The organism is Candidatus Nanosynbacter sp. TM7-053 (genome assembly GCF_022828375.1).
In the GTDB taxonomy this organism is placed as follows: Bacteria; Patescibacteriota; Saccharimonadia; order Saccharimonadales; family Saccharimonadaceae; genus Nanosynbacter.
In genome coordinates this window covers 279,908-302,631 of record NZ_JAJQJX010000001.1, presented here as the reverse complement: position 1 = coordinate 302,631, position 22,724 = coordinate 279,908, and the positions used below count along the sequence as shown (strand labels likewise).

Genomic DNA, 22,724 nt, shown 5'->3' with positions numbered 1-22,724 from the left:
AAGGAAACCACCACAAAATGGACAAAACACCTAAAGTTCAGCCTAATCCTAATGGAGGACCGTCTCCTGAAAAAAAAGGAGATAATTGGCTCGTAAGAGCCGTGCAAAGATTAGGAAAATATGCAGTAGATGCTTGGAGCGCAATGGGCGACAGGGGTTCTGGCGAACGGGCTATTATGTCTAAGAAACGATTGAAACATCTGAGAGATATTGGAGTGGAGGTCATGCCCACTCATGAATATCCTGTTTATCTTAAATCTTCTCTCCCTGAACCTGTCACTAAACCAGACGGTAATCGATCTCCTGTAGAATCAGACAATACACCCGCTACTCTAATCGAGCCGCCCAAGCCTAGTGATATACATGGAGATGAGCGGCGGGGTGTTGTTGGGGGCGCGGCTGCTAAATACTTAAACTCAGTAAAGCCTAGTACCCCAGAAGAACAGGCTAGCGACAGTACTGAAGACGCTTCGGGAAGCTCTGCGGAAAAGAACATTCCTGTTTCTGAGCCGCCTAAACCTTCTCTCCCTAAATCTGTCACTACACCAGACGGTCGTCAACATCCTGTTTATCCTAAACCTTCTCTCCCTAAATCTGTCACTACACCAGACGGTCGTCAACGTCCTGCTGAAATCGAACCGCCCAAGCCTACACCTCTTGATATACTTATAGATAAGCGGAAGGGCGAGGCTGCAGCTGCAGCTGCTAAATACTCAAGCTCCGTAAATCCCGATGTATATACTAGGGTTAAAGGTGAAAACGTAATAGACAAAGATATGTTTAGCACGACGATCCCTAACGTGGATAAATCAAAGAAGGATGATAATCCAGAAGGCTTAACACCATACGAACAGGCTATGCGAGATAAATATCTTGGTTATGAGCATGATGATGCTGAAAAAACCGAGATGAGCCCAGAAGAACATAAAGCTGCTGCTAACCTTAAAATCGCTAGGGAGAGGTTTGCTAAGGCTAGTATCGCCGTTGAATCACACTTCTTTAAGAAGTTCTTTGGTGGAAAGAAGCGCCAAGCTGAATTAGAAGCTGCTACGGAACAATTGAAGCAGTGCGAATTGAAATACATGAGTCTTAAGTTTGCTGATAAAATCGAAGCAGCAAAACAGGATCCAGAAAAGCAGGCTGAATTAGCAGCGGAAATGGCTCAAGCAGCGTTTGCAAGTATGCAAGAAACCTCAAGAATGACGACAGATAAGTATGACAACATGCTCGATGATCGTGGTAAATTTAAGAAAGCTGCGGCTAAAGTTGGTAAATGGTTTAATAAGGGTGGTAAGATTGCTCAGTGGCTGAAGTTGGGTGGTGCTGGTTTTGTGGTAGGTACTGCTACAGGAACCTTTGCTGGAATTGCTGGATGGCCTATTACGACGGCTGTCGGTATAGTAACGAAATTGGGAGTTGCTGGAGCAACAAAACAAGCTGTTCTGGAGGAGCATCGTGGCGAAGATCGCATAGCCGCTGATGACCGTCTTGAAACTATAGATCCTTCATTTGAGAAAGCTGTGGCCAACATGAAAATTGGCGATGCTATGGAGCGTGCAGTCAATGTATCAGTTGACAATCTTAAGGATGTGAGTATAGAGAGGCGGGATGCCCTGCGTAAGAAAGTAATATCATCATCAGGTAAGTATGTTGTTGGTTTTGTCTTGGGTGGTGTTGTTGGTAGTTTCATCAATGACTGGTGGGCTAACTCTGCACACGCTACTGGAACTGAGGGTAATGCTGATACAACTCCACAATCTGGTAGTGAGCAAACACCTCAGTCTGGTGGCGCATCTTCTGCGGATAACCCTGCTGCCAAAGCAATCGGAAATAGTGTTAATCCAGATACACCAAATTTCAGTTCTTACGACTATCCTTGGAACTGGGCTGCTGAGAAGTTTGGTGACGCAAACGCAATGGATCAACTTCATAATCTGGCTGATAAAGCCATGGCTGAAGGTCACACCGTGGAATGGTATAATACTGGCGGAATAGAGTATCTGGAAGTCGACGGATCTAGTGCTACTGAGCACGTGTTGGATGTATTGAGTAGATACGTTTAATAGATAAAATATAAAATAAACAAGGAGATAAAAAAATGTTTGAAATTACTGACGAATTCTTAGCACAGGCTGGTTTTGGATCATTGCCTGCGGATAAAAAAGAACAGATGAGAGAAGACGTCGCTAACAGTGTTCAATCTAAGATTACAAGGAAGATTTTACTGGCTGTTGGCGAAGCGAAGCTGGATGAGTTTATGAAATTACTGGATGGCGACGATGTTTCTGCGGTATTGAATTGGTGTGTAAATAATGGTGTTAATTTGACGGAAATTGTTCAGTCGTCGATGAATGAGACTATGATTGAGCTACAAAAATTATACAATGACGCGCTGAATATGATTCGTGGATAGTAATATTAAACAGTTGCTGGTATAATTTAACTTAATCATATAGACGAAAGAAAAGGAGGACTATGTTCCAACTGAATGAAGAATTTCTTAAAGAATTGGGGCTGGACCAGTTGCCGGAAGATCAACAAAAATCGTTGTTGCAGCATATTTATAGCGAGTTAGAGCTTCGAGTTGGCGAACGATTAAGCCAGGGAATGAGCGATGCTCAGCTGGAGGAGTTTGCAGGAATTATCGATAAAACTCCAGGTGCTGTGGATGATTTTCTGACAAAACATGCGCCTAATTATCAACAGGAACCAATGTTGCAGAAAATGTCGCAAGCTTCAGGTTTGCCTGCTGATGATCCGCGCCTGAAGGATGAATTTGCGGCTACTAAGTGGCTAGAGGTCAATCGACCAGATTATCGTGACGTTGTGGCTGCGGTTATGGCTGATCTTAAGAGGGAAATTATTGCCAACCGCGATGCTATTTTAGGTGGCATGAGTGCACCTTCAGCGCCGCAGCAGACTCAAAGCGACTTTGATTTGGCTGCTTAGTCAGTGAATTTAGACTTGATGACCGCGGATAAATTCTTCTGCGGTCATTGTTTTTCCGCTGGGTGCGATGAGCTCGTCGATAATTAAATAGTTGCCGTCGGCGAATTTTTTATCAAGATGAGAACTCGGAGTTTTGTCACAATGGGATTTCGTGATGATGATATCTCGATCGTCAATTGTCATTCGACTACGTGGAAAACCGAGATGCGCGCGGACGTGAGCTTCAGCTTCGGCGGCGGTCATACGTTCCGTATCGAGCCACGAATCGTCCTTGCTTAATAATTGACAATATGAAGCCTGAGAATTGTCCTGTGGTGTTGGTTGAAGATTTCCATTGATGATGTTTGACAGGTTTTTTATTAGCAGAGAAGTGCCCTCGTGAAATAATTTGTCGTATAATTCGAACTTTGCTTCTTTTCCAGTGAGTAATTGTCGAGTTTGGGCGTATATGGGGCCGGCATCCATTTTACTATCAAGTTGCATTATTGATACGCCAGTTTCGGTATCTTTATTGGCTATAGCTGATTCGATAGGCGAGGGTCCTCGATATTTTGGTAGTAGAGAAGGGTGAACATTGATAATTCCCGGTGTAAATAAGTCGATAATTGACTGGGGAATGATTTTTCCGTACGCAACTAAAACTCCCGTTACTGGCTGAAGTTGTTTTATGTAGTCGGTAATTTCACTGACTTTGCTTGGCTGCAAAACTGGAATATTGTGAAACTTAGCGAATGTTTTTACTGGAGGTTCAGTAAGTTTGTGTCCGCGACCACGCTTGGTGTCAGGTTTGGTAATAACGCAAACAACGTTAAATCCCTCTTCAACGAGAGCTTCTAAAGTAATTAGACTGTAATTTTCAGTCCCAAAGAATGCTATTTTCGGCGATATCTTTGTCATAATCTAACGGTTGCAACTCGCCTTTCTTATCGAGCGTATAAAAAGCGTCTTTTTTATCCTTAATATGGTCTATAAAAACTAATCCATTACAGTGGTCTATCTCATGCTGTAATACGCGCGCCAAAAATCCTTCGGCTTTAATTCGTACTTCCTCACCATCTAAATTCATGGCTTTTACGCGAATTTTACTATAGCGGGGAACTTTTCCGTAAATGCTTTTAACGCTTAAGCATCCCTCAAAGTCTTCAACAATTTCGCCTTCATATTTCACGATTTCTGGATTGATAAGAGTGATGAAATCGCGAGTTGATTTTCTTTCAAAATCAGCTCGAACAATCACAACACGCTCTAATTTATCGACTTGCACAGCAGCCAGGGCGGCGCTAATCTCGTGAGGTCTGGAATCTTCCCAGTCCAGCGCGGCTGCGGTCATTTCGTCTGCAAGTTTTACAACATCATTAGTAACAACGTGGATTTTCGATGATTTTTGGCGAAGATGTGGGTTTGGTAATGTGATAATATCGTCTTTTGTCATTACTATAATTATACCAGAAATTACAGTAGACTTACAGGGTCAAGCTCGTACTGCCAGTGTGACGGCGGCAGGAAGTTTAAGGCGTCAAGAAGCTCTTGTCGTTTGGGGCTTTTGACTACAATTTGCCATCGATATGTATCGCGGACGCGCTCATAAAAAGCTGGTGTTGGTCCAAAAACTTCAATGTTATCAAAATTGGATTTTAATAGTTCGGACAATTTTTTAGCGTTCCTTATGGCGGCGGCTTCGGTTTTATAAACGCAGGTTAGTTTTAATAAGTAAGTGAAGGGTGGAAAGTTGGTTTTTTGTCGTTGAGATATGGTTCTTTGATAAAATTCTGTATAGTTTTGAGATAGTCCGTTTGTGATGGATGGGTGACTTGGCTGGTATGATTGGACGACAACTTCTGTTGGCGTGCTTGACCTGCCGACGCGGCCGACGACTTGGGCGAGCAATTGGAATGTTCGTTCGGGAGATGAATAGTCAGGGAGGGAAAGCCCGGTGTCGGCTTGAATAACTCCGACGACTGTTAAATGTGGCAAATCTAGCCCTTTGGCAATAACTTGTGTACCGATAATTATATCTATTTCACCATTTTTCAGTTCATCATAACGCTCATCTACGGTAGCCTTCAAATCGGTGTCTTTATCAAATCGAGCAATTTTTTTGTTCGGGAATAACCTCTGTAATTCGTCTTCAATTCGCTTAGTTCCGATACCTTTGTGGATGATGTCGGCGTTTTTACATTCAGGGCAACTAGTAGGAACTTTGGTCGAAAAACCGCAAATGTGACATGACAATTTATGACTATCCGCATGCAGAGTGAGTGGAATAAAACAGCGTGGGCAGCCAGCCTGCCAGCCGCAGTTATCGCATAATGTGATTGATGCTGTGCCGCGTCGATTGTGAAAAATAAGAACTTGCTCATTTTTTGATAATGCTGTGTTTATAGATTTCAGAAGTGGGTCAGATAGAAATTGGTGTTGAGTAAAATTGTTGCGCTTTGTCATGTCAACCAGCGTCACGTTGGGGCGAACGGTGTCTGGTCTTGCTGGTTTTGTCATTGTAATGATTGGCGTGTTTGATTTTTTTGCAACGTAATAGTCGGCGACTGCTGGGGTGGCGCTACCTAGAATTAGTTTGCCGCGATGTTGATTTGTAAGAACTGAGGTGACGCGAAGGGCTGAATATCGAGGGGATTGCTCCTGCTTGAAACTTGGTTCGTGACACTCATCAATCACCACAAGTCCGAGCTGTTGCACGGGCATGAAAAGAGCAGATCGCGGACCGATGATTACTACCGGATCGTTTGAGCTAATAACTCTTTTCCAGATTGCATATCGTTGAGCTTCGGTTTGTTTGGAATGGGTGACTATGACATTTGGTAGATGAGCAGAGAACTCAGCAACTAGTTGCGAAGTTAGGGCAATTTCGGGGACTAAAATTATCGCCGATCGCTCTTCTTCTAAGGCTTGTTTGACGGCTTCTATGTACACTAGCGTTTTTCCTGAGCCAGTTACGCCGTGTAAAAGTGCCGTTCCGGAATGGAGATTTTCGATGGTCTGGAGGGCTGCTTTTTGCTCATCAGTGAATACATTTTTTATTCGATTTTCTGCTGGATTAACTGGGGCGGACTGGTTAATTGAGCGACGTTTTTTGGATAATCCGCTGGGTAAAATTGCTTGCCAGACGGTCGCTTGGTGTGTGGCGTAATATTTACTCATCCATATGGCGGTTTGAACGAGTTCGATTGGCAAGGGATATTCTTCAACGATTTTACTAATTGGCTTGACTTCAAAATCGGGCTGGCGAACTTCTTGTAGAACTACGCCAATAGCATTGATTTTGCCGATTTCTATAGCAACAATCATTCCGGTCGGCAGTCTTTCCTCTGAAGAATACGTAAACGAACTTGCGTCGGCGCGGATGATTCTTGTTGGCGAAACCAAATAGTAATGCATGTTCATATTATATCGCGAAAAAAATGCTAAAATAAGCATATGTATTTTGAGAGTCGTTCGCAGGCTGGGGCAATTCTGGCTGATCAAGTACTGGAAAAGTATCGCTATGAAAACTGCGCAGTGGTTGCAATTGGTGAAGGCGGCGTGTTGATTGGTGAGCAAATTGCAGTGAAGCTTCACTGTGTTCTTATGATGTTGTTGAGTGAGGGGATTGATATTCCTGGGGAAAGTTTAAGCATCGGGGCGATGTCGCAGTCTGGGCAATTTACGTATAATAGTCAATTTTCTGACGGTGAAATTAATGAATATACTAGTGAATTCCACGGTTACCTGGAAGAGAAAAAGCGCGAGGCTCATCAGAAAATGAATAGACTTTTGGGTGACGGCGGAATCATCGATAAGGACATGTTGAAGGATCGGGTGGTGATTTTGGCGAGTGATGGTTTTGGTGATGATTTGTCGGTTTTGGACGTGGCTTTGAGCTTTCTGAAGTCAGTTCGGATTGAGAAATTGGTGATTGCGGTGCCGTTTTGTGGCGTGGCGGCGGTGGATAAATTGCATATGACAGTTGATGAAATGCATATCTTGGATGTGAAGGAGAATTTTATGGGATTGAATCATTATTATGAAGATAATACATTGCCATCCAAAGAGGAAACGATAGCGAAAATTAATCAGGTTATTTTGAATTGGAAGTAAAAAACTTGTCGGGTGTTGTAAAATTGTGATAAACTTTAATTAAGAAAGATGCGTTAGGGAGGTTATGTTAGACGTTTTTATTACATCTAGGGTGCGGCGAAAAATTGTAGTAGTATACGCTAAGTATCCTGATTTTCACACACATGTTCGCGGATTAGCAAAGCTAATTAAGGAAGATCCTGGAAATATTCAACGAGAATTGAAGCGACTAGAAAAGGTTGGATTTTTGCAGAGTGAAAAGCAGGGCAACTCACGTACGTATTTCACTAATAAACAATTCCCAATTTTTAAGGAATTGCAAAGTATGGTGATTAAATCTCAGCAATATTCAGCGCGATCAAAGCGTGGCATGGCTGATAAAGACTAATGACATTATTTGAAAAAATTTTAGCGGCTCGAGGCTTGACTACGCGTGCGGCACGTGAGGAATTTTTGCATCCGAATTACGCGTCAGTAAAGCATGATCCGTTTTTATTGCCAGATATGAAAAAAGCGGTGGACCGCTTGAAAAAGGCGCACACTGAGGGTGAGAAAATTGTTATTTACGGTGATTACGATATTGATGGGCTGAGTGCAACGGCAATTTTGTTGGATGCGTTTGGCAAGTTTGGCTTTAAGGAAGTTGGTGCGTTTATTCCGAATCGATTTGTTGAGGGTTATGGAATGACGATGGGTGCTGTTGATAAGGTGCGGAATATGGGCGCGGATTTAATTGTCACGGTTGATACAGGAAGTTTGTGTCATGCGGAAATTGAATATGCGTCGAGTTTGGGGATTGATACGGTGGTGACTGATCACCATAATGTTGCTGAGACTCCACCGCCGAGCGTTGCTGCAGTTAATCCGAAGTTTCCTGGTCATAAATATCCGTTCCGCGATTTGTGTGGTGCGGGCGTGGCGTTCAAGCTGGTGCAGGCTCTACAAACCGAACTGGACGGGTTGCCAGATGGTTACGAGAAGTGGCTATTGGATCTGGTGGCGCTGGGGACGGTTTGCGATATAGTTACGCTGGCGGATGAAAATAGAGCGAATGTCTATTGGGGCTTGGAAGTTTTGAAAAAGCAGAGGCGTCCTGGTTTGAAGGCGTTGATGTCGGTGGCGGGAATTGAGCCGGAGAAGGTTAATGCTAGGCATTTGGGGTTTGGTCTGGGTCCACGAATGAATGCGGCGGGCAGGCTGGAAACGGCGCAATATGCTCTGGATATGCTGACGGCGAGTGATGGACTGGAGGCGTTGGAGGCTAGTGAAAAGCTGGAGGAATTGAATATTAAGCGCCGCAGTATTCAGGACGAGATTTTTGACGAAGCTTGCCAGCAGGCGGACAATATGACTGATGATCGAGTTTTGGTGGTGAATAGCGGCAATTGGAATCACGGAGTTATTGGCATCGTGGCGTCAAAGTTGGTTGAGAAATATAGGAAGCCAGTTTTTATAATTGGCGAGCGTGGCGATGAGGCTACGGGTTCGGCGCGAAGTTTTGGCGATTTTTCCGCGGCTGACGCGGTTCGTGCGGCTGACGACATCATTATTAAAGGTGGTGGTCACGGAGCAGCGGCGGGTGTGACGCTGGCGACCGAGAGAATTGACGATTTTAGACGACGAGTGAATGAGTTTTACGACTCATTGCAATTGAAAAATCAGGAATTATATTTGCTGCCGAGAGCTGACGTGGAGATCGACGATTTTTCGGAAATTGATGAGGAGCTGATTGATAATTTGGCAAAAATGGAGCCGTTTGGCAATGGTAACGCGGAGCCTATATTGAAAATAACTGAAGCGACAGTTTTAAGTGTGAGGAGAATGGGCGCGGAGGGGCAACACGTGAAATTAACCTTGCGTGATAAAAATGACGTTGCGTTGCAGATGTTGGCTTTTAACGCGCCGGAAGAATTTTTCCGTGAGGTGGGCGACGAAGTGTCTGCTTGGTTTCAGCCGACTGTAAATGAATGGCAGGGGATGAAGTCGGTTGAAGGGCGATTGCTGCATTTGGCTTAGGTGCAATAGTTGCGTTACTTAGATATATATTGTATAATAAATCCAGTAGTTTAAATTTATTTGGAGTGAAGTTCTTGTGAAATCGGAAAAACTTTGGGTGCCGTCATCTAAACCTACAGATTATGGCTTTGAGAATGGTCTACAGGTCGCCAAGATTGATAGTGACTTGAGACAGGGAAAGACTATACAACTTGCTACGCAGGAAGATATGCGTCGCTTGGCCGAGGAATCTTACAATTCAAACCATATGAATAAGACTGTTGAACAACTGAAAGATCCGCGCTATATTCGTGTATTTAGTGGACTGGGTAGAGTTGGGCTTGAAGTCGCGATATTTGGTAATGAAAATGCGAATAAGATTCAGGCTGTTTTGTATGGATGGGGAGGAAATTTCCGTCATCCAAACGCAATTCGAGAAGCTGCCGTTCTGGCGTGCGAGAATCCGAATACAGCTATTATGGTTATGAATATGCCAGGAGTGGGTAATTCTGGAATGCTGCCCGAGTCTGTTCGTAAGGAGATACGAAAGACTGGTAGCTACGGTAGCTTAGGGGAATATGTTGGTCCAGTAATTGACCATGTCGCGAAAGATTTCGACGAGGTTAGTGTTGGTGGGCATTCTTTGGGTGGTCGTGTTGCGACGTCGTCAGTTGCTCACATGGAATCTAAGGTTAATGAGCTACGACTATTCGATCCGGTGGGATCGCGTAAAATGGGGATTGTTGCTTTGGGGTGGAATTTCATAGGAAAAGAAGGCGTGGAATTGACACGTTACGGCAAGGAATCATTGAGTCCAAGCGCAAAAGAACTGGGCTTGGAGTTCTTGCAGAGAGAAGATCCTAAAGTTATTGAGGAGGTTGGTAAACTCTCAGGAGAGTCAAGTGTCGAGTTTGCTCCACCGAAACAAGGTTGGCGCCAGCAATTCCTTACTGATCCTTTCGCCTTAAGTAATGATGGCTTATTAGAAGATTTATTGAAAGCCGCGCCAAATGTCCGAAACAATATTATTATATTTGTACCCGAAGGTAGTCATTTGACTAATATGCGTGACATGGCTCGCATTGTCGGTATTGTGAATGGTGAGCCTAAGTCGACAAGTGCTGAAGTCGGACTATATGGAATTTTAAACAACCACACTCACAATGTCATGAACGACCCTACTGTGTTAGCGATTATGTATGGCGCTGATACTAAAGATCTCGCCTTGTCCGCCTAAAACTTGAAGGGCGATTGCTGCATTTAGCTTAGGTGTAATAGTTGCGTTACTTGTAGAGTAGATGTATTGTTATAATGTATTAATATTTTTGGGTGAGAGAATTTTTTAGGAGGTTTGGTAATATGGCAAATTATGAAAACAGTGCTGGTGGTTATTCGACTGTGAATGAATGCGGTCCAGAGAAAGAATCAACTTTGGATGCTGTAAGGGCTGCTTTAGGGAGGTTGGCCATCCGGGCTGCCGAGGAGCTCGAGCAAAAAACAGTTACGCAAGGTGAGATATTAGCTAAAGAATTTCCTGGCGGTAATCCTCAGGGTTTGGCGAAGCTCAAAGCAGAATACATAAAGCTGAAGAAAAGGTATAATGACATCTATGGGGCTGGGAGATAAGTTAAATCCACTATTTGACGAAAGACTCGCCTTATTAGAACAGATGAGAGAGCTAGACAGAAATGTAGCTCTTGACTTAGTACACTGTTCGGCTGAAGCATATGTTACTGAAGATGGTGTGCAAACAAAAACCACCACCTATGATCAGAAAGTCTTCCCATCTTTGGCTGATGCAACTCTAACCTTAAAAGAGGATGGCTTATACGTTGCGGAATTTTCGGTTCAGGATGATCCATATAATAATCGTACAGTACGTTACTCAATCACCTCTGACGCTGATAGCAACATTATTGGCGGCGTTTCTATAAATAGAGAAAACAAAAATTAATTCAGTTGGCAAATAATCTCTCATCTGTTATAATGTTTGCAGTATGGTACAAGTAACACGTAAAGATCAGAAGGAAGCGAACGAAAATATCATTCGTCGTTTCAACCGCAGGGTTTTGCAAAGCGGTGTTTTGGCTCGCGCTAAGAGCGTTATGCGTTTTGAAAAACCAATTTCAAAGACCGAGCGTCGTAAAAAAGCTATTATTCGCCGCGAGCGACGAGCTGAAAAAACGGCAAAAATGCGCCTAGGGGTGCGTTAATGTCTGCGCTAAAAGAGCGCATTACTAGTGAAATGAAAGCCGCTCTATTGAGCGGCGATCGTTTTCGTGGTGATGTTTTGCGTAATCTAAAGGCAGCAATCTTAAACGAAGAAGTTTCTTTGGGTAAGCGAGAAAACGGCTTGGATGATACTGAAATTGAAAAAGTCGTTGCTCGAGAAGTGAAAAAGCGCGTCGAAAGTGCGGATTTATATCGAAAGAACGACCGTGCGGAATTGGCGGAACCTGAAGAAAAAGAAGCGGAAATTTTACGAGAATTTTTGCCAGAGCAACTTGGTGAGGCGGAAATCTCGAAGATTGTAGAAGAAGCTATTGCGAATATGGATGATGTCTCAATTCAGAAAATGGGACAAGTTATTGGCGCGGTGAAAAGTAAGGTTGGCAATGCTGCGGATGGCGCGTTGGTAGCAAAAATTGTTAAAGAAAAACTCACAAAATAGGAGGAAAAAATGATTGTATTTTTTGGGCCGGCGGGTGCTGGTAAGAGTGTGCAGGGGCAAATTTTAGCAGCGCGCCATGGTTGGCGTTGGCTTAGTGCCGGACAGTTATTGCGCGATACTCACGATGGCGAATTGATTCATCGCATGCAATCTGGCGAACTGGTGCCGATGGAAACTATCAACGGTTTGATGGGCGAGGCTCTTAATAAAGCTAAGGATATTAATGGTGTAATTTTGGATGGCTATCCAAGACAATTAGAGCAAGCTAAATGGCTGATTGAGTCGCGTTCACATCACGGAAAAGATGTTAAGTTGGTGATTGTGTTGGAAGTTCCGCGTGACGAAATTCTGGAACGTTTGAGGGTTCGCGGTCGAGTTGACGATACGCCTGAAGCAATCGATAAGCGACTTAGTATTTATCGAGGTGAAATTTACCCAATTCTGGACTACCTGAACGAAAACGGTGTTCCAATTATTCATATGAGTGGCGTCGGAACCGTCGGGCAAGTTCATGATGAAATTGAGAGAGAGCTGGTTAGCCGCGGCATCGTTGAGGGTGTAAAATGAGCCAATTGATCACCGGAGAAAAAACGCCGCAACAGATGAAAGATATGCGCGAGTGCGGCAAAATGCTTGCGACAATTTATGATGAATTGAAAAAATCCGTAACGGCTGGAATGAGTGAGCTGGACGCTAATGATTTTGTAGCCAAGCGAATTAAAGATTTTGGCGCAGAGGCGACTTATCTTACGGACGAAGTGAAGTTCCCGGGAGTGATTTGTATATCGACGAATGAGCAATTGGTGCATTCTTTCCCGACTGAATATGTTTTTGAGAAGGGCGACGTGGTCAGCTTTGATTTGGTAATTGGCTATCGTGGAATGAAAACGGATAGCGCTTTTACTATGGTTGTTGATGAGGAGCCTAAGGGCGCGAAGAAACATTTATTGCACGCAACAGAACAGAGTTTATATGCGGGAATTGACGCGATAACTGGCGATGGAACGCGAGTTGGCGATATTTCAGCGGGAGTGGAAGCTGTGCTGAAGAAGGCCAAGCTTGGAATAATCCGTGAACTAGTTGGTCATGGTGTGGGGCTGAGTATGCATATGGAGCCAGAAATTCCGAATTACGGCAGGCGAGGAACTGGTCCGATTTTGCACGCTGGCGACACAATTGCAATTGAACCGATGGCGAGCTTGGGCGGTGAGAAAATTATCACCGACAGCGACGGCTGGACAATTAGTATGAAAGACGGCAGCCTGGGGGCGCATTTTGAGCATACGGTATTGATTACTGAAACTGGCGCTGAGATTCTGACAAAGCTTTAGGCTAATTCGCTTGCCAAATTATAGGCATAACCTGTATAATGGAGCTTATGCAGGAGCAATCTCGATATGTGGTAGGAATTGATATTGGCACAAAAAACGTGTGCTGTGTCGTTGGTTATATTGACGCAGAAAATGGTGCGCCAAAAATTGTTGGCGTCGGTGAAGCGCCGAATAGCGGAATGCGAAAGGGAACCGTAACGAATTTGAGCGGTCCAGCTGAAGCTATTGATAAGGCTTTGGAGCCAGCCGAACGAATGAGCGGTCATCAGATTAACGCAGCCACATTGAGTATTAACGGATCTCATTTATTAAGTACAAAAGCCGACGGAATGATTACCGTTGGAACCGTTAACAATGAAGTCACTCATGATGATATATTAAGGCTGGAGGAAGTTGCTACAACTGGAAAAGTGCCACAGAATAGAGAGATTTTAGATATTATTGCGCACGCGTATAGGCTGGATGGTCAGGATAATATTAAAGATCCAATTGGTATGACTGGCGCGCGTCTGGAAATTAGGGCGAATGTCGTGTCTGGTTTGGTTCCACACATTACTAATTTACAGAAGTCGGCGGAAATGGCTAAGGTTGAGGCTGTGTCTGTTGTTCCGTCGGTTTTGGCGGCAGCTCAATCCGTTCTTACGGAAAGTCAGCGTGAAAATGGCGTTGCAGTGATTGATTTTGGCGCGGCAACTACGGGAATTGCTATTTATGAAGAGGGCGATTTACAACATCTGGCGGTTATTCCAATGGGCGGTCAGAACGTAACGAACGATTTGGCTATTGGGCTTAGGACGGATCCGGAAATTGCGGAAGTTGTGAAATTGGCGCATGCGAGATTTGGTGGCGAGACTTTGGGTGAAGTTGAAACGAAGGTTGAAAAGCAGACGTATAAATTTAACCAAGAAGAAATTGACGAGATTGTTCAAGCGCGATACGAAGAGATTTTTGAAGCAATTGCTAAAGAATTGAAGCGAGCTGGGCGACTAGGAAAACTGCCGAGCGGCGTTGTGCTGGTTGGCGGTGCGGCGAAAGTCAAGGGTATGGTGGAGTTTACGAAAGATCAATTGAGCGTGGCGGCACGCTTGGGTGTTCCGGCTGGCTATAGTGGAGTTAGCGATGAAGTGAAAGGCGCGGAATTTTCGGCTGCGGTTGGTCTGATGTTGATTGATTCTATGGGCATTTCGCAGCAGGTGAAACCGATAGTTGGCGCAAATAATGTCACTAAAAAAGCTGGCGGTTTACTTAAAAATATTTTCGCTAGATTTAAATAAATGATATACTCTATGTAAGGATTAAGAGAGGGAATATATGCCGCAAATACAACCAAGTGAAGTTCAAACATTTGCCAGCATAAAAGTCGTCGGTGTCGGCGGCGCTGGTGGTTCAGCTATTAACCGAATGAAAGACGCTGGCCTAACTGGCGTTCAATTCATTGCTATGAATACGGACGCCCAGGCGTTGCATAATTCGAAGGCTGACATAAAAATTCATCTTGGTCGTGACGCAACTAATGGTTTGGGTGCTGGTGCCGACCCTACTGTTGGTGAGGCCGCAGCTAATGAATCTCGTGACGAAATTAGGGAAGCGCTAGAAGGCGCGGACATGGTATTTGTGACAATTGGCGCTGGTGGCGGAACTGGTTCTGGTGCTGGTTATGTTGTGGCAGAAGTGGCGCGTGAACTTGGTATTTTGGTGGTTGGCGTGGCAACTCGACCGTTTAGTTTTGAGGGCGAAAAGCGCCGAGTTAACGCGGATTGGGCGATTTCTCACTTGGGACGCGAGGTTGATACCTTGATTACTATTCCAAATGATAGATTATTGCAGACGATTGATCGCCGGACGCCGCTACTAGAAACGTTCAAGATTGCCGATGATGTTTTGAGGCAGGGCGTTCAGGGTATTTCTGAACTGATTACTGAGCATGGTTTGATTAACCTTGACTTTGCTGACGTTAAGGCGATTATGAGTAATGCCGGTTCAGCTTTGATGGGAATTGGACGAGCGAGTGGTGACGACCGAGCGGTTCAGGCGGCGCAACAAGCTATTGAAAGTCCTCTAATTGAGGTGTCGATTGATGGCGCCAAGGGTGTGCTATTTAATGTAACTGGTGGCTACGACATGAGCATGGCAGAAATTCAGGAAGCCGCAGAAATTATTACTAGCGCTGTTAGTCCAAATGCCAACATTATTTTTGGTGCGACTTTGAAGCCGGAAATGGAAGACGAGCTGGTCATTACGGTGATTGCGACAGGATTTGATAGCGATACATTCCGCCAGCAGGAAGTTAGCTTGACTGTGGGTGACGATACAAAACCTACCGAGACAGAAGTTGATGACGAAATGGTTAAAAATATTGACCTAGAGTTGGACAAGGAAGAATCTGCTGAAAGTTTTGCGGCTGAGCCAGAGACTAATATTTGGGAAAATCCAACCGTTGAAGCTGACGATGATGAGGATGATACGCCGGCATTTCTGAGGCGACGAAAGAAGAACAAGGAGTAGATAAAATGGTGTTTAATATCGGCAATAGTCGCGTTATTGAATCACGCGAAGTTTCTGACGGTGCCGCAATTCGACGTCGCAGAGAAACTCCAGATGGCAAGCGATTTACTACGTATGAGCGAGTTGAAAAACCGAATCTAGCGGTGATAAAGAAAAATGGCGATCGTGAGCTATTTGACCGAGTGAAATTGGCGAACTCTACACGCCGTTCGGTCGGAAAATTCTTTAAGTCTGACGAGGAAGTCGATAATATCATTACGGCGGTTGAAGACTCTTTATATGCGTTGGGCGAATCGGAAATTACGTCAAAACAGATTGGTGATCAAGTTTTGGACGAGCTAGAAAAGCGCAACGAAGTGGCGTATGTTCGTTTTGCTAGCGTTTTTTATGAGTTTAAGACGTTGGACGATTTTGTGGAGATTTTAGCGAAGCGACGCAGTAAGGGCGAGCGGGAATTGTAATGCGAGTAGTTGTGATTTATCGTTCAGAAAGCGATTATGCGCGCCAAGTTTCAGACTTTTTGCGTGATTTTAGCCGACAAACTGGTCGTGTTTTAGAGGAAATGAGTCCTGATTCTGCAGAAGGCAATAATTTTTGCGAAGTGTATGATATTGTGGAGTATCCAACAATTATCGCGCTGAGCGACAGCGGTCAATTGCAAAACCTTTGGCGTGGTTTGCCGCTACCAACAATTAGCGAAGTGAGTTTTTATGTTTAGTAAAATCAAAAACTGGTTATTCCACGAAAATTTGAAAAAGCAAAATTTGGCGGCGTTTATAATGCTCGTCGGTAGTGGATTAGGGTTATTGGCATCATTTGTATTGTCTATTGAAGCCTTGGAATTAGCAAAAAACTCTCACGCTGTATTAAGTTGCGATTTTAGCTCGGCTCTGAGCTGTTCGGCGGTGGCGAATCACTGGTCAGCGGCTATTTTAGGATTTCCAAACAGTTTCATCGGTGTGATGACTTTGCCTGTTATGGTGACAATTGCAGTGGCGTTGCTGGCGGGAGCAAAGTTCTCGAAGTGGTTTATGCAGGCGGCGCAAGTCGGTGCTATCATCGGAATGATATTTGCTATTTGGATGTTTTATATGAGCTACGTCGAAATTGGCGTGCTTTGTCCGTGGTGCTTGACCTTAGATCTTGGAATGCTGATGATTATGTTCGGTTTGACGCGCTATAATGTTCTACAGAAAAATATCTCTTGTCGTTGTGCGCAGAAGATCGTTGGTGGCGGATATGATGTGCTTGTTGTAGTAGCGCTGGTCGTTGCGGTAATTGTCGCGATAATCGCCAAATTCGGCAGCCAATTGTTCTAGTTTTGCTTGCTTTATGTAAAGTGCTTATGGTATATTTATGATGTATATTTATCCTTAATTTATACTACCACCATGAAGCATAATAGATCGCTATCCATAATAAAAGACCGTAAAGCCAAGAGATTTTTTGCCCTTGGCAGTTTTATTGTCGTTAGCGCAGCCTTAGGATTCATGTTTTTGAGTTCTCAGCAAAGTCGTGCAGCTATTCCTGGTGCTAATGGTCGGTCTGAAGTCAGTCAGGTTTCTTATCGATTATATGAAGCATCCAGTGGTATTAATCCAGGTAGTCCGCTGGCAAATACCAACACCGTCGCCACGTTACCAAAAATAGGCGCTGATTTTCGATTGAGGGTTGGTCTACAAAGTAAGGGTGTGTCTTTTAAGAAATTAGCTGAATCTGCGACATCATCAAGACACAACTGTGCTATTATGTCAGATGATAGTGTCTATTGTTGGGGAAGTGGTGTTATGGGTCAGCTTGGAAATAATGAGTATAGCTCTTCAAAAGTTCCAAAGGCCGTGTATACGCAAGGTGTTCTTAATGGAAAATCTATTAAACAAGTTACTATAGGTACTTACCATACTTGTGCAATTGATTCGGATAATAAAGCTTACTGCTGGGGATATGGTGCTGGTGGAAGACTGGGTAATGGAGGTAGTAGCGACTCTAAGGTTCCGTCCGAGGTTAAGGCTAATATCGGAGGAGGTCTTGATTTTTCTCAGATCACTGTGGGGTATGATCATACTTGCGCAATTAGTTTGTCTGGCAAGATGTACTGCTGGGGTGAAGGGGCAAGAGGTCAGGGTGGTCGCTATACGTTGCTAAAATCACTATATCCGCACGAAGTCAGAGAAGATGAGCTTGGAGGGGAGACTGGTAAGCAGATTGTTGCAGGAGAATCGTTCACTTGTGCAGTAACGGTTCAGGGGTCGGTATTTTGTTGGGGTGATAATAGTGTCGGAAGAACTGGGGTGGGATCTGTTAATAACGTATCTAGGGTTCCAACTAGAGTCCGCGGACTTGACGGTAAGGTAGTTGAATCGATTGCTGTAGGCGAATCGCACGCTTGTGCTGTTATTTCTGGCGGTCAAGAAGTATATTGCTGGGGGCGAAATAATAAATCTCAGTTGGGTGTTACAGCGATGGGCTATAGAAATATTGCCGGAAGAGTTCCTTTTGGCAGTAGTATCCTTTCTGGAGGAAAGACTGTTAAAAAGGTCTACGCTGGTAAATTCACTACTTGTATGGTTTTGAGTAGTAATGAAATTTATTGTTGGGGAGATAATTCTAAGGGTCAAATGGGCAATGGGTCTACTACAGGATTTTTGCCCGCTCCTGTAAAAGTGAACGTTCCATTTACGGGTTCTGGCGAAACATCTATGCATATGTCTGATGAGTATTTATGTGCCTTGCGCACGAATGGTGAATTATACTGTTGGGGCAGCAATGATAGTGGGCGGATAGGAAATGGTCAGACGGGAGGTAATGTCACGCGCCCTACGTTAATAGCGCCTCCAGGGGGAACCGTTGAATCCTCGTCAATGAAGCTGCGTGTCGAATATGCAAAAAAGGGCAGCGCGGCAACTTGTTCGGCGGTAAGTAGTTCAGATTGGCAAGTCGTGACTGGGGCGTCAAAGCTCGCTTATTCTGCGAGCGGTCCCGCTGACGGCACTAATATCAATAGTAATTCGTCTGACCCAGAATTGCCGGCAGGGGCTACCGCTTCTCGACCTCAAAGTCTGGTGAGAAAAAGCGGGGCGGCTGGCACGTTCACGAATGCACAAAAAATATCTGCTGGCGAAGTGGGTGTGTGGGATTTGGCGCTTGTTGATAAAGGGCTCGACAGGAATGAAAGTTATTGTGTCCGTGTAGCAACTGATACAGTTGCTGCTCCTGGGTCCAGTATTGATAACTACACAATGTATCCAGAATTTAAGACCGCTCCTGGATTGTTAGACATTCGGTTTAGGGATAATGCTGGCGCTACGGTCGCGAATCCTGTCACGAATTTTGATAATTCCATTATTGGTAGCAGTAGTGTAACTACCAACGCCCTCTTATCTAACTCAAGCTCGAAGCAAATTGAAGTTACGAATACACAGACCAGCTCTGGGTGGAGCGTTGTGCTGTCGGCATCTGACGGTGTGACCGCCAAGTGGAAGCGAACTGGCGGCACAGAATCGTATATGTTCAACGGCACTAATGGTGATCAGGGATTTCTGTCTGTTAATTTTGGGACATCATCTGTCTTAGCTTCGGGCAATTCATTGAGCGGTTCAACTTGCCAAACATCAGGAATATCAAAGGGTGTTGATTCTCAATTTAAGGTGGGGACTGCTACGGCTAACGGCGTTACATTGATGAGCAGCAGTGGATCAACTGGTCAATTGGGATGTGCATTTTTGCTACAGAATGTTCGATTAAACCAGACTATTCCAGCATATCAAAAACCAGGAACTTATGAACTACCAATGACATTAACGGTAACAGCGCAATAAGGTTGGGTATGAAAAATAGAGTAAAAAAATTATTCATCGTCATAACACTACTAGCTACTTTGAGTAGTCCTTATTCGGCTTTTGCGGATTCGTCGGCTAATTCTAATTTGTCACAGGTGATTACTGATTGTACTCATGATTCTCTGGAAAATGGTAGCCATATGAATGAGTCAATTTGTCCGATTTTTCTGCCAAAATTCTCTAAATTTGATTTGGTAAGTGGGAAAGATTTGTTGGTATATGGTGTTTATGATGCGGTACATACAATAGCTAATCCCGCGACAGGTCAGCACGATTTGAAGGTTGAGTTTAATGGTCGGACTTTTGTTTTGGGACGGGATAGCGAGCTTAAAGTTAACGGAAATATATGGGTGTTGGATTTTTCAAATTGGCAGAATAATCATCCGGGTGATAATTTTATGCCGCCAGTTCCAGAACATACCTATAACGGTCGTGTTACGACTAAGCTGAAGGATAATGCAACATCCCCAGAAGTAGTGCGGATTGCTGATTTTTCATTTACGACTCCGAAAAAGACCATTGAAGATGTTATTGTTATTCCAAAGATTGTTAAAGAGATAAGTAAGGCTTTGGCTAATACGGGAATTAATTTATGGATGATTATGGCTGCTGGTATTGGTGTAATTGTTGCGGCGTTCATTATGTTATTTATTGTTAAAAAACAGAAAAAGAGGGATGAATGAAAAAATAAGCATAATAAGTTATAATGTAATAAATTAAGTAAGGAGAAAAAATGAAAAAGTTAACGTTGTTGATCGTTGCGAGCGTAGGCGTAGTTGGTCTATTGGGATTGTATAATATGACAAACTCTTCTGTAGCTAATGCCGCAACTACTGCTAACTCTAAACTCTCTCAGACAATTAATCCTGGAGTTTTGAGTACTGATATCCGTGATTCAACGAATTCCTTAGTTAATAATCCAACATTCGCTATGGGCGCTACGACAGTGTCATCCTCATTGGGGTCGGGAATTGGTGTTTTTGGAGATAATAATAATCGAATCTATGCAGAAAACCCAGGTGCCGCAGATAATGGCTGGACGTTGACACTAAACGTAGCGACCCCGGGAACTGGCGTTTGGTCTGCTGGCGGCGGAAAGCAGTATAAATACAACGGAACCATTAACGAAGGTCGCCTAACAGTTAATCCAGCTGGCGGTACAGTTACCCCTGTAATTGGTGCAGCTGCAGGTATTACCAAGGGTACTTCTACGACCTTTTCTGGTACTAGTCCCGTAACACTAATGAGTGCTTCAGCAACCGCTAGTAAAGTATGGGCTGGATATATAACTAATACCTCATTAGCCCAAACCATCCCAGCTGGTCAGGCAGCAGGTACATACGTATTGCCAATGGTTCAAACGATTACGGCTCTTTAGCAGACTAAATTATTGAGCGAGAATAGACATTCTAATGAGTGTCTATTCTTTTATGTGCGACATTGATATAATAAGCATAATAGGTTTTTAAGGAGGGATATGAAGAATTCGTTGTGGAGTAAAGTTATTGGAGTGGCGATGATTGCAGGGCTGATTTTGTCTGCGTCGGTGTCTGCTAATGGCATTGGCGGTCGACCAGCAAATCCTGATCCGAATAATCCCAGGACAAGCTCAATTTTCATCTATAATCTTTCTGGTGGCGCTTCGAAATCTGACCAATTGTATGTTCAAAACGGGTCTGATAAAGAAGAAACGATTGAAGTTTATTCGGTTGACGGCACAGTTACGACGACCGGTGATATGACTTGCAAAGAGAAGTCAGAGGACAAAGTTGGCGCGGGTAAATGGGTTTCTATCTCTAAGAAAGAGGTGACTCTTGGCGCGAACGAGAACACGCTTGTTGATTTTACGGTAAATGTTCCAAGCAAAGCAGATGTTGGCGAGCATAATGCATGTATGGTTGTTCAGCGGAAGGCTAAGCAGGCGTCAAATAATGCTGGCGGCATTCAAGTTCAGACTCGTCAGGCTATCCGTATGGCGATAACTGTTCCTGGCGATATTCACCGTGACGTGACGATTGAGAAGTTTAATGTTAAGAATTCTAACAGTAGTCAATTGTATGAAATTGCCTTAAAAAATTCTGGCAATGTGTCCGCTGATGTTGACGTAAAGTTGGTTGTGAAAGACCCGATGGGAAATGTTGTCTATAAAAACGGTGGCGTAAATGCGATGATTGCTAATGAAACGCGGCAGTTTAATTATGATAGCAATTTGGCGCCGTTTTGGGGAGGAAAATATAAGGTAGAATTGTCGATTTCTTATAAAAAGAAGGCTGGCGAGTGGGGAATTAGTCAGGACCAAAATGAGCTAATCACCAAAACCGCCGAATCAAAAGAATTGTTCTTCTGGCCATCAACTACAGCGTTAATGATGATTGGCGGTGGAATACTTTTGTTCATTATTTTGATAGTGATAATTGTAATAAAATCAAAACGGAACAAAAAAACTGTTCAATTTAAAAAACGTTGAGTTTATAAAAAAAGTGATAGAATAGATGTATGAAGAAAAGTTCTCTGATTAGAGCGTTTTTGAGCATTGTAGTCGTGGCGCTCGGCGGGGTTTTACTATTGAAGAACCTCGATATTATCAACATTAGCTGGGATATTTTCTGGGGTACGGTTTGGGCTGCAGGATTTGTGTTGTCTGGGCTAGTGAATATATTCAATTATCGAAATAAAACGGCGTGGATTTGGGGATTATTGCTGGTTGCGATTGGCGTTCTGATTGGCTTCAATTCTTACGGAATAGTTGACGTTAGTATTTGGAAGGTGTTTTGGCCTGTAGTTTTGATTGCTGCTGGTTTGGCAATGATGTTCAATACTAGCCCTAAGGGTGTTAAGCGTTCTAAAAAGCTGAACAAAGACGGCGCAGGTAATGAGAAAATTGCTTGTTTTTGGGGTGAAGAAGACGCCGTAAAAGGTGATTATACTGGCGGTTCGCTGGTTGCGATATTTGGTGGTGTGGATTTAGATTTGCGTCAAGCAAAGATTAAAGACGGTTCTGTGATTGAAGTTTTTACATTTTGCGGTGGCGTTAATATTACTTTGCCAGACGATGTGATTATCGAGAATGAAGTGCGCGGATTTTTGGGCGGAACTGATGACAAAACTCTACCTAAAGATTCTGCCAAAAAGACTCTATATCTTAAGGGCGAGTGTATTTTGGGCGGTCTGGAAATTAAATAAAGTTCTTGGGATTTTGATGAAAACGCGCTACAATAACAGTAGGGCGTTTTCGCGTATGTTGAATTGGCGTGAAATGAGCGGTTATCAGCCGTGAAGTCTGCGGGAAGAAATTGGCATAAAGTCGAGATTAGAACCTGCCGTGAGCTTGCGTAAATAGCAAATAAAGAGCTGAAAGAATCA

The 22,724-nt window shown here is 43.8% G+C and carries 26 protein-coding genes; 23 read left to right on the top strand and 3 right to left on the bottom strand.

All coding sequences use genetic code 11. The features are described from left to right. Nucleotides 1-17 precede the first annotated feature (17 nt). From LRM50_RS01665 to LRM50_RS01655, 3 genes are all read left to right on the top strand, one after another. On the top strand, nucleotides 18-2,063 hold the full coding sequence (locus LRM50_RS01665) for a hypothetical protein (protein ID WP_243809624.1): 2,046 nt from the start codon (nucleotides 18-20) through the stop codon (nucleotides 2,061-2,063). A 35-nt stretch (nucleotides 2,064-2,098) separates the two neighbouring features. Further along, the gene (locus LRM50_RS01660; protein ID WP_243809623.1) at nucleotides 2,099-2,413 is read left to right on the top strand and encodes a DUF5663 domain-containing protein; all 315 of its coding nucleotides are present in this window, start codon (nucleotides 2,099-2,101) and stop codon (nucleotides 2,411-2,413) included. Nucleotides 2,414-2,475: 62 nt separating this feature from the next. Then, nucleotides 2,476-2,949 (top strand): DUF5663 domain-containing protein, encoded by a 474-nt coding sequence (locus LRM50_RS01655; RefSeq protein ID WP_243809622.1) that lies wholly within the window; start codon nucleotides 2,476-2,478, stop codon nucleotides 2,947-2,949. Nucleotides 2,950-2,958: 9 nt separating this feature from the next. Here the strand turns inward: LRM50_RS01655 and fmt are convergent, their stop codons facing one another. From fmt to priA, 3 genes are read right to left on the bottom strand one after another with little or no spacing between them, the layout of a single operon-like run. Next, entirely contained in the window at nucleotides 2,959-3,846 is an 888-nt protein-coding gene (gene fmt, locus LRM50_RS01650; RefSeq protein WP_243809621.1) for a methionyl-tRNA formyltransferase, read from the bottom strand. After that, complete coding sequence (gene def, locus LRM50_RS01645) at nucleotides 3,806-4,381, bottom strand: peptide deformylase (RefSeq protein WP_243804317.1); 576 nt, start codon at nucleotides 4,379-4,381, stop codon at nucleotides 3,806-3,808. The genes fmt and def overlap by 41 nt, the downstream gene beginning before the upstream one ends. Nucleotides 4,382-4,401: 20 nt before the next feature. After that, nucleotides 4,402-6,342: a replication restart helicase PriA gene (gene priA / locus LRM50_RS01640; RefSeq protein ID WP_243809620.1), complete on the bottom strand. Its 1,941-nt coding sequence runs from the start codon at nucleotides 6,340-6,342 to the stop codon at nucleotides 4,402-4,404. A 39-nt stretch (nucleotides 6,343-6,381) separates the two neighbouring features. Here priA and LRM50_RS01635 point away from each other — a divergent pair, with 39 nt between their 5' ends. The 20 genes from LRM50_RS01635 (at nucleotide 6,382) to LRM50_RS01540 (ending at nucleotide 22,544) form a co-directional block, all read left to right on the top strand. Further along, nucleotides 6,382-7,041, top strand: a complete 660-nt coding sequence (locus LRM50_RS01635; RefSeq protein WP_243809619.1) for a phosphoribosyltransferase — start codon at nucleotides 6,382-6,384, stop codon at nucleotides 7,039-7,041. 64 nt (nucleotides 7,042-7,105) lie between these two features. Next, nucleotides 7,106-7,408 (top strand): helix-turn-helix domain-containing protein, encoded by a 303-nt coding sequence (locus tag LRM50_RS01630; RefSeq protein WP_129632285.1) that lies wholly within the window; start codon nucleotides 7,106-7,108, stop codon nucleotides 7,406-7,408. Beyond that, on the top strand, nucleotides 7,408-9,036 hold the full coding sequence (recJ, locus tag LRM50_RS01625; protein ID WP_243809618.1) for a single-stranded-DNA-specific exonuclease RecJ: 1,629 nt from the start codon (nucleotides 7,408-7,410) through the stop codon (nucleotides 9,034-9,036). Before LRM50_RS01630 ends, recJ begins: the two co-directional genes overlap by 1 nt. 76 nt (nucleotides 9,037-9,112) lie before the next feature. After that, on the top strand, nucleotides 9,113-10,252 hold the full coding sequence (locus LRM50_RS01620; protein ID WP_243809617.1) for an alpha/beta hydrolase: 1,140 nt from the start codon (nucleotides 9,113-9,115) through the stop codon (nucleotides 10,250-10,252). Nucleotides 10,253-10,374: 122 nt separating this feature from the next. Beyond that, on the top strand, nucleotides 10,375-10,641 hold the full coding sequence (locus LRM50_RS01615; RefSeq protein ID WP_243809616.1) for a hypothetical protein: 267 nt from the start codon (nucleotides 10,375-10,377) through the stop codon (nucleotides 10,639-10,641). Then, the gene (locus LRM50_RS01610; protein WP_243809615.1) at nucleotides 10,625-10,969 is read left to right on the top strand and encodes a hypothetical protein; all 345 of its coding nucleotides are present in this window, start codon (nucleotides 10,625-10,627) and stop codon (nucleotides 10,967-10,969) included. Before LRM50_RS01615 ends, LRM50_RS01610 begins: the two co-directional genes overlap by 17 nt. Before the next feature lie 43 nt (nucleotides 10,970-11,012). Further along, nucleotides 11,013-11,228 (top strand): 30S ribosomal protein S21, encoded by a 216-nt coding sequence (locus LRM50_RS01605; RefSeq protein ID WP_039326918.1) that lies wholly within the window; start codon nucleotides 11,013-11,015, stop codon nucleotides 11,226-11,228. Next, nucleotides 11,228-11,686, top strand: coding sequence for a GatB/YqeY domain-containing protein (locus LRM50_RS01600; protein WP_243809614.1), 459 nt, complete (start codon nucleotides 11,228-11,230; stop codon nucleotides 11,684-11,686). The genes LRM50_RS01605 and LRM50_RS01600 overlap by 1 nt, the downstream gene beginning before the upstream one ends. Nucleotides 11,687-11,695: 9 nt before the next feature. Next, nucleotides 11,696-12,253, top strand: coding sequence for an adenylate kinase family protein (locus tag LRM50_RS01595; protein WP_243809613.1), 558 nt, complete (start codon nucleotides 11,696-11,698; stop codon nucleotides 12,251-12,253). Beyond that, entirely contained in the window at nucleotides 12,250-13,017 is a 768-nt protein-coding gene (gene map, locus LRM50_RS01590; protein WP_243809612.1) for a type I methionyl aminopeptidase, read from the top strand. The genes LRM50_RS01595 and map overlap by 4 nt, the downstream gene beginning before the upstream one ends. Nucleotides 13,018-13,064: 47 nt before the next feature. Next, nucleotides 13,065-14,291: a cell division protein FtsA gene (gene ftsA / locus LRM50_RS01585; RefSeq protein ID WP_243809611.1), complete on the top strand. Its 1,227-nt coding sequence runs from the start codon at nucleotides 13,065-13,067 to the stop codon at nucleotides 14,289-14,291. Nucleotides 14,292-14,328: 37 nt separating this feature from the next. Next, entirely contained in the window at nucleotides 14,329-15,522 is a 1,194-nt protein-coding gene (gene ftsZ / locus LRM50_RS01580; RefSeq protein WP_243809610.1) for a cell division protein FtsZ, read from the top strand. A gap of 5 nt (nucleotides 15,523-15,527) precedes the next feature. Next, nucleotides 15,528-15,983 (top strand): transcriptional regulator NrdR, encoded by a 456-nt coding sequence (nrdR, locus tag LRM50_RS01575; RefSeq protein ID WP_243809609.1) that lies wholly within the window; start codon nucleotides 15,528-15,530, stop codon nucleotides 15,981-15,983. Next, complete coding sequence (locus LRM50_RS01570; RefSeq protein WP_129744170.1) at nucleotides 15,983-16,240, top strand: hypothetical protein; 258 nt, start codon at nucleotides 15,983-15,985, stop codon at nucleotides 16,238-16,240. The genes nrdR and LRM50_RS01570 overlap by 1 nt, the downstream gene beginning before the upstream one ends. Continuing rightward, nucleotides 16,233-16,841 (top strand): vitamin K epoxide reductase family protein, encoded by a 609-nt coding sequence (locus tag LRM50_RS01565; protein WP_243809608.1) that lies wholly within the window; start codon nucleotides 16,233-16,235, stop codon nucleotides 16,839-16,841. The genes LRM50_RS01570 and LRM50_RS01565 overlap by 8 nt, the downstream gene beginning before the upstream one ends. A gap of 72 nt (nucleotides 16,842-16,913) precedes the next feature. Beyond that, nucleotides 16,914-19,340, top strand: a complete 2,427-nt coding sequence (locus tag LRM50_RS01560) for an RCC1 domain-containing protein (protein ID WP_243809607.1) — start codon at nucleotides 16,914-16,916, stop codon at nucleotides 19,338-19,340. An 8-nt stretch (nucleotides 19,341-19,348) separates the two neighbouring features. Beyond that, entirely contained in the window at nucleotides 19,349-20,044 is a 696-nt protein-coding gene (locus LRM50_RS01555; RefSeq protein ID WP_243809606.1) for an LPXTG cell wall anchor domain-containing protein, read from the top strand. Nucleotides 20,045-20,094: 50 nt separating this feature from the next. Further along, entirely contained in the window at nucleotides 20,095-20,739 is a 645-nt protein-coding gene (locus LRM50_RS01550; RefSeq protein ID WP_243809605.1) for a hypothetical protein, read from the top strand. 99 nt (nucleotides 20,740-20,838) lie between these two features. After that, nucleotides 20,839-21,828, top strand: coding sequence for a WxL protein peptidoglycan domain-containing protein (locus LRM50_RS01545; RefSeq protein ID WP_243809604.1), 990 nt, complete (start codon nucleotides 20,839-20,841; stop codon nucleotides 21,826-21,828). 29 nt (nucleotides 21,829-21,857) lie between these two features. Further along, a complete protein-coding gene (locus LRM50_RS01540; protein ID WP_243809603.1) occupies nucleotides 21,858-22,544 on the top strand; it encodes a LiaF transmembrane domain-containing protein in 687 nt (228 codons plus the stop codon). The last annotated feature ends 180 nt before the right edge of the window (nucleotides 22,545-22,724 follow it).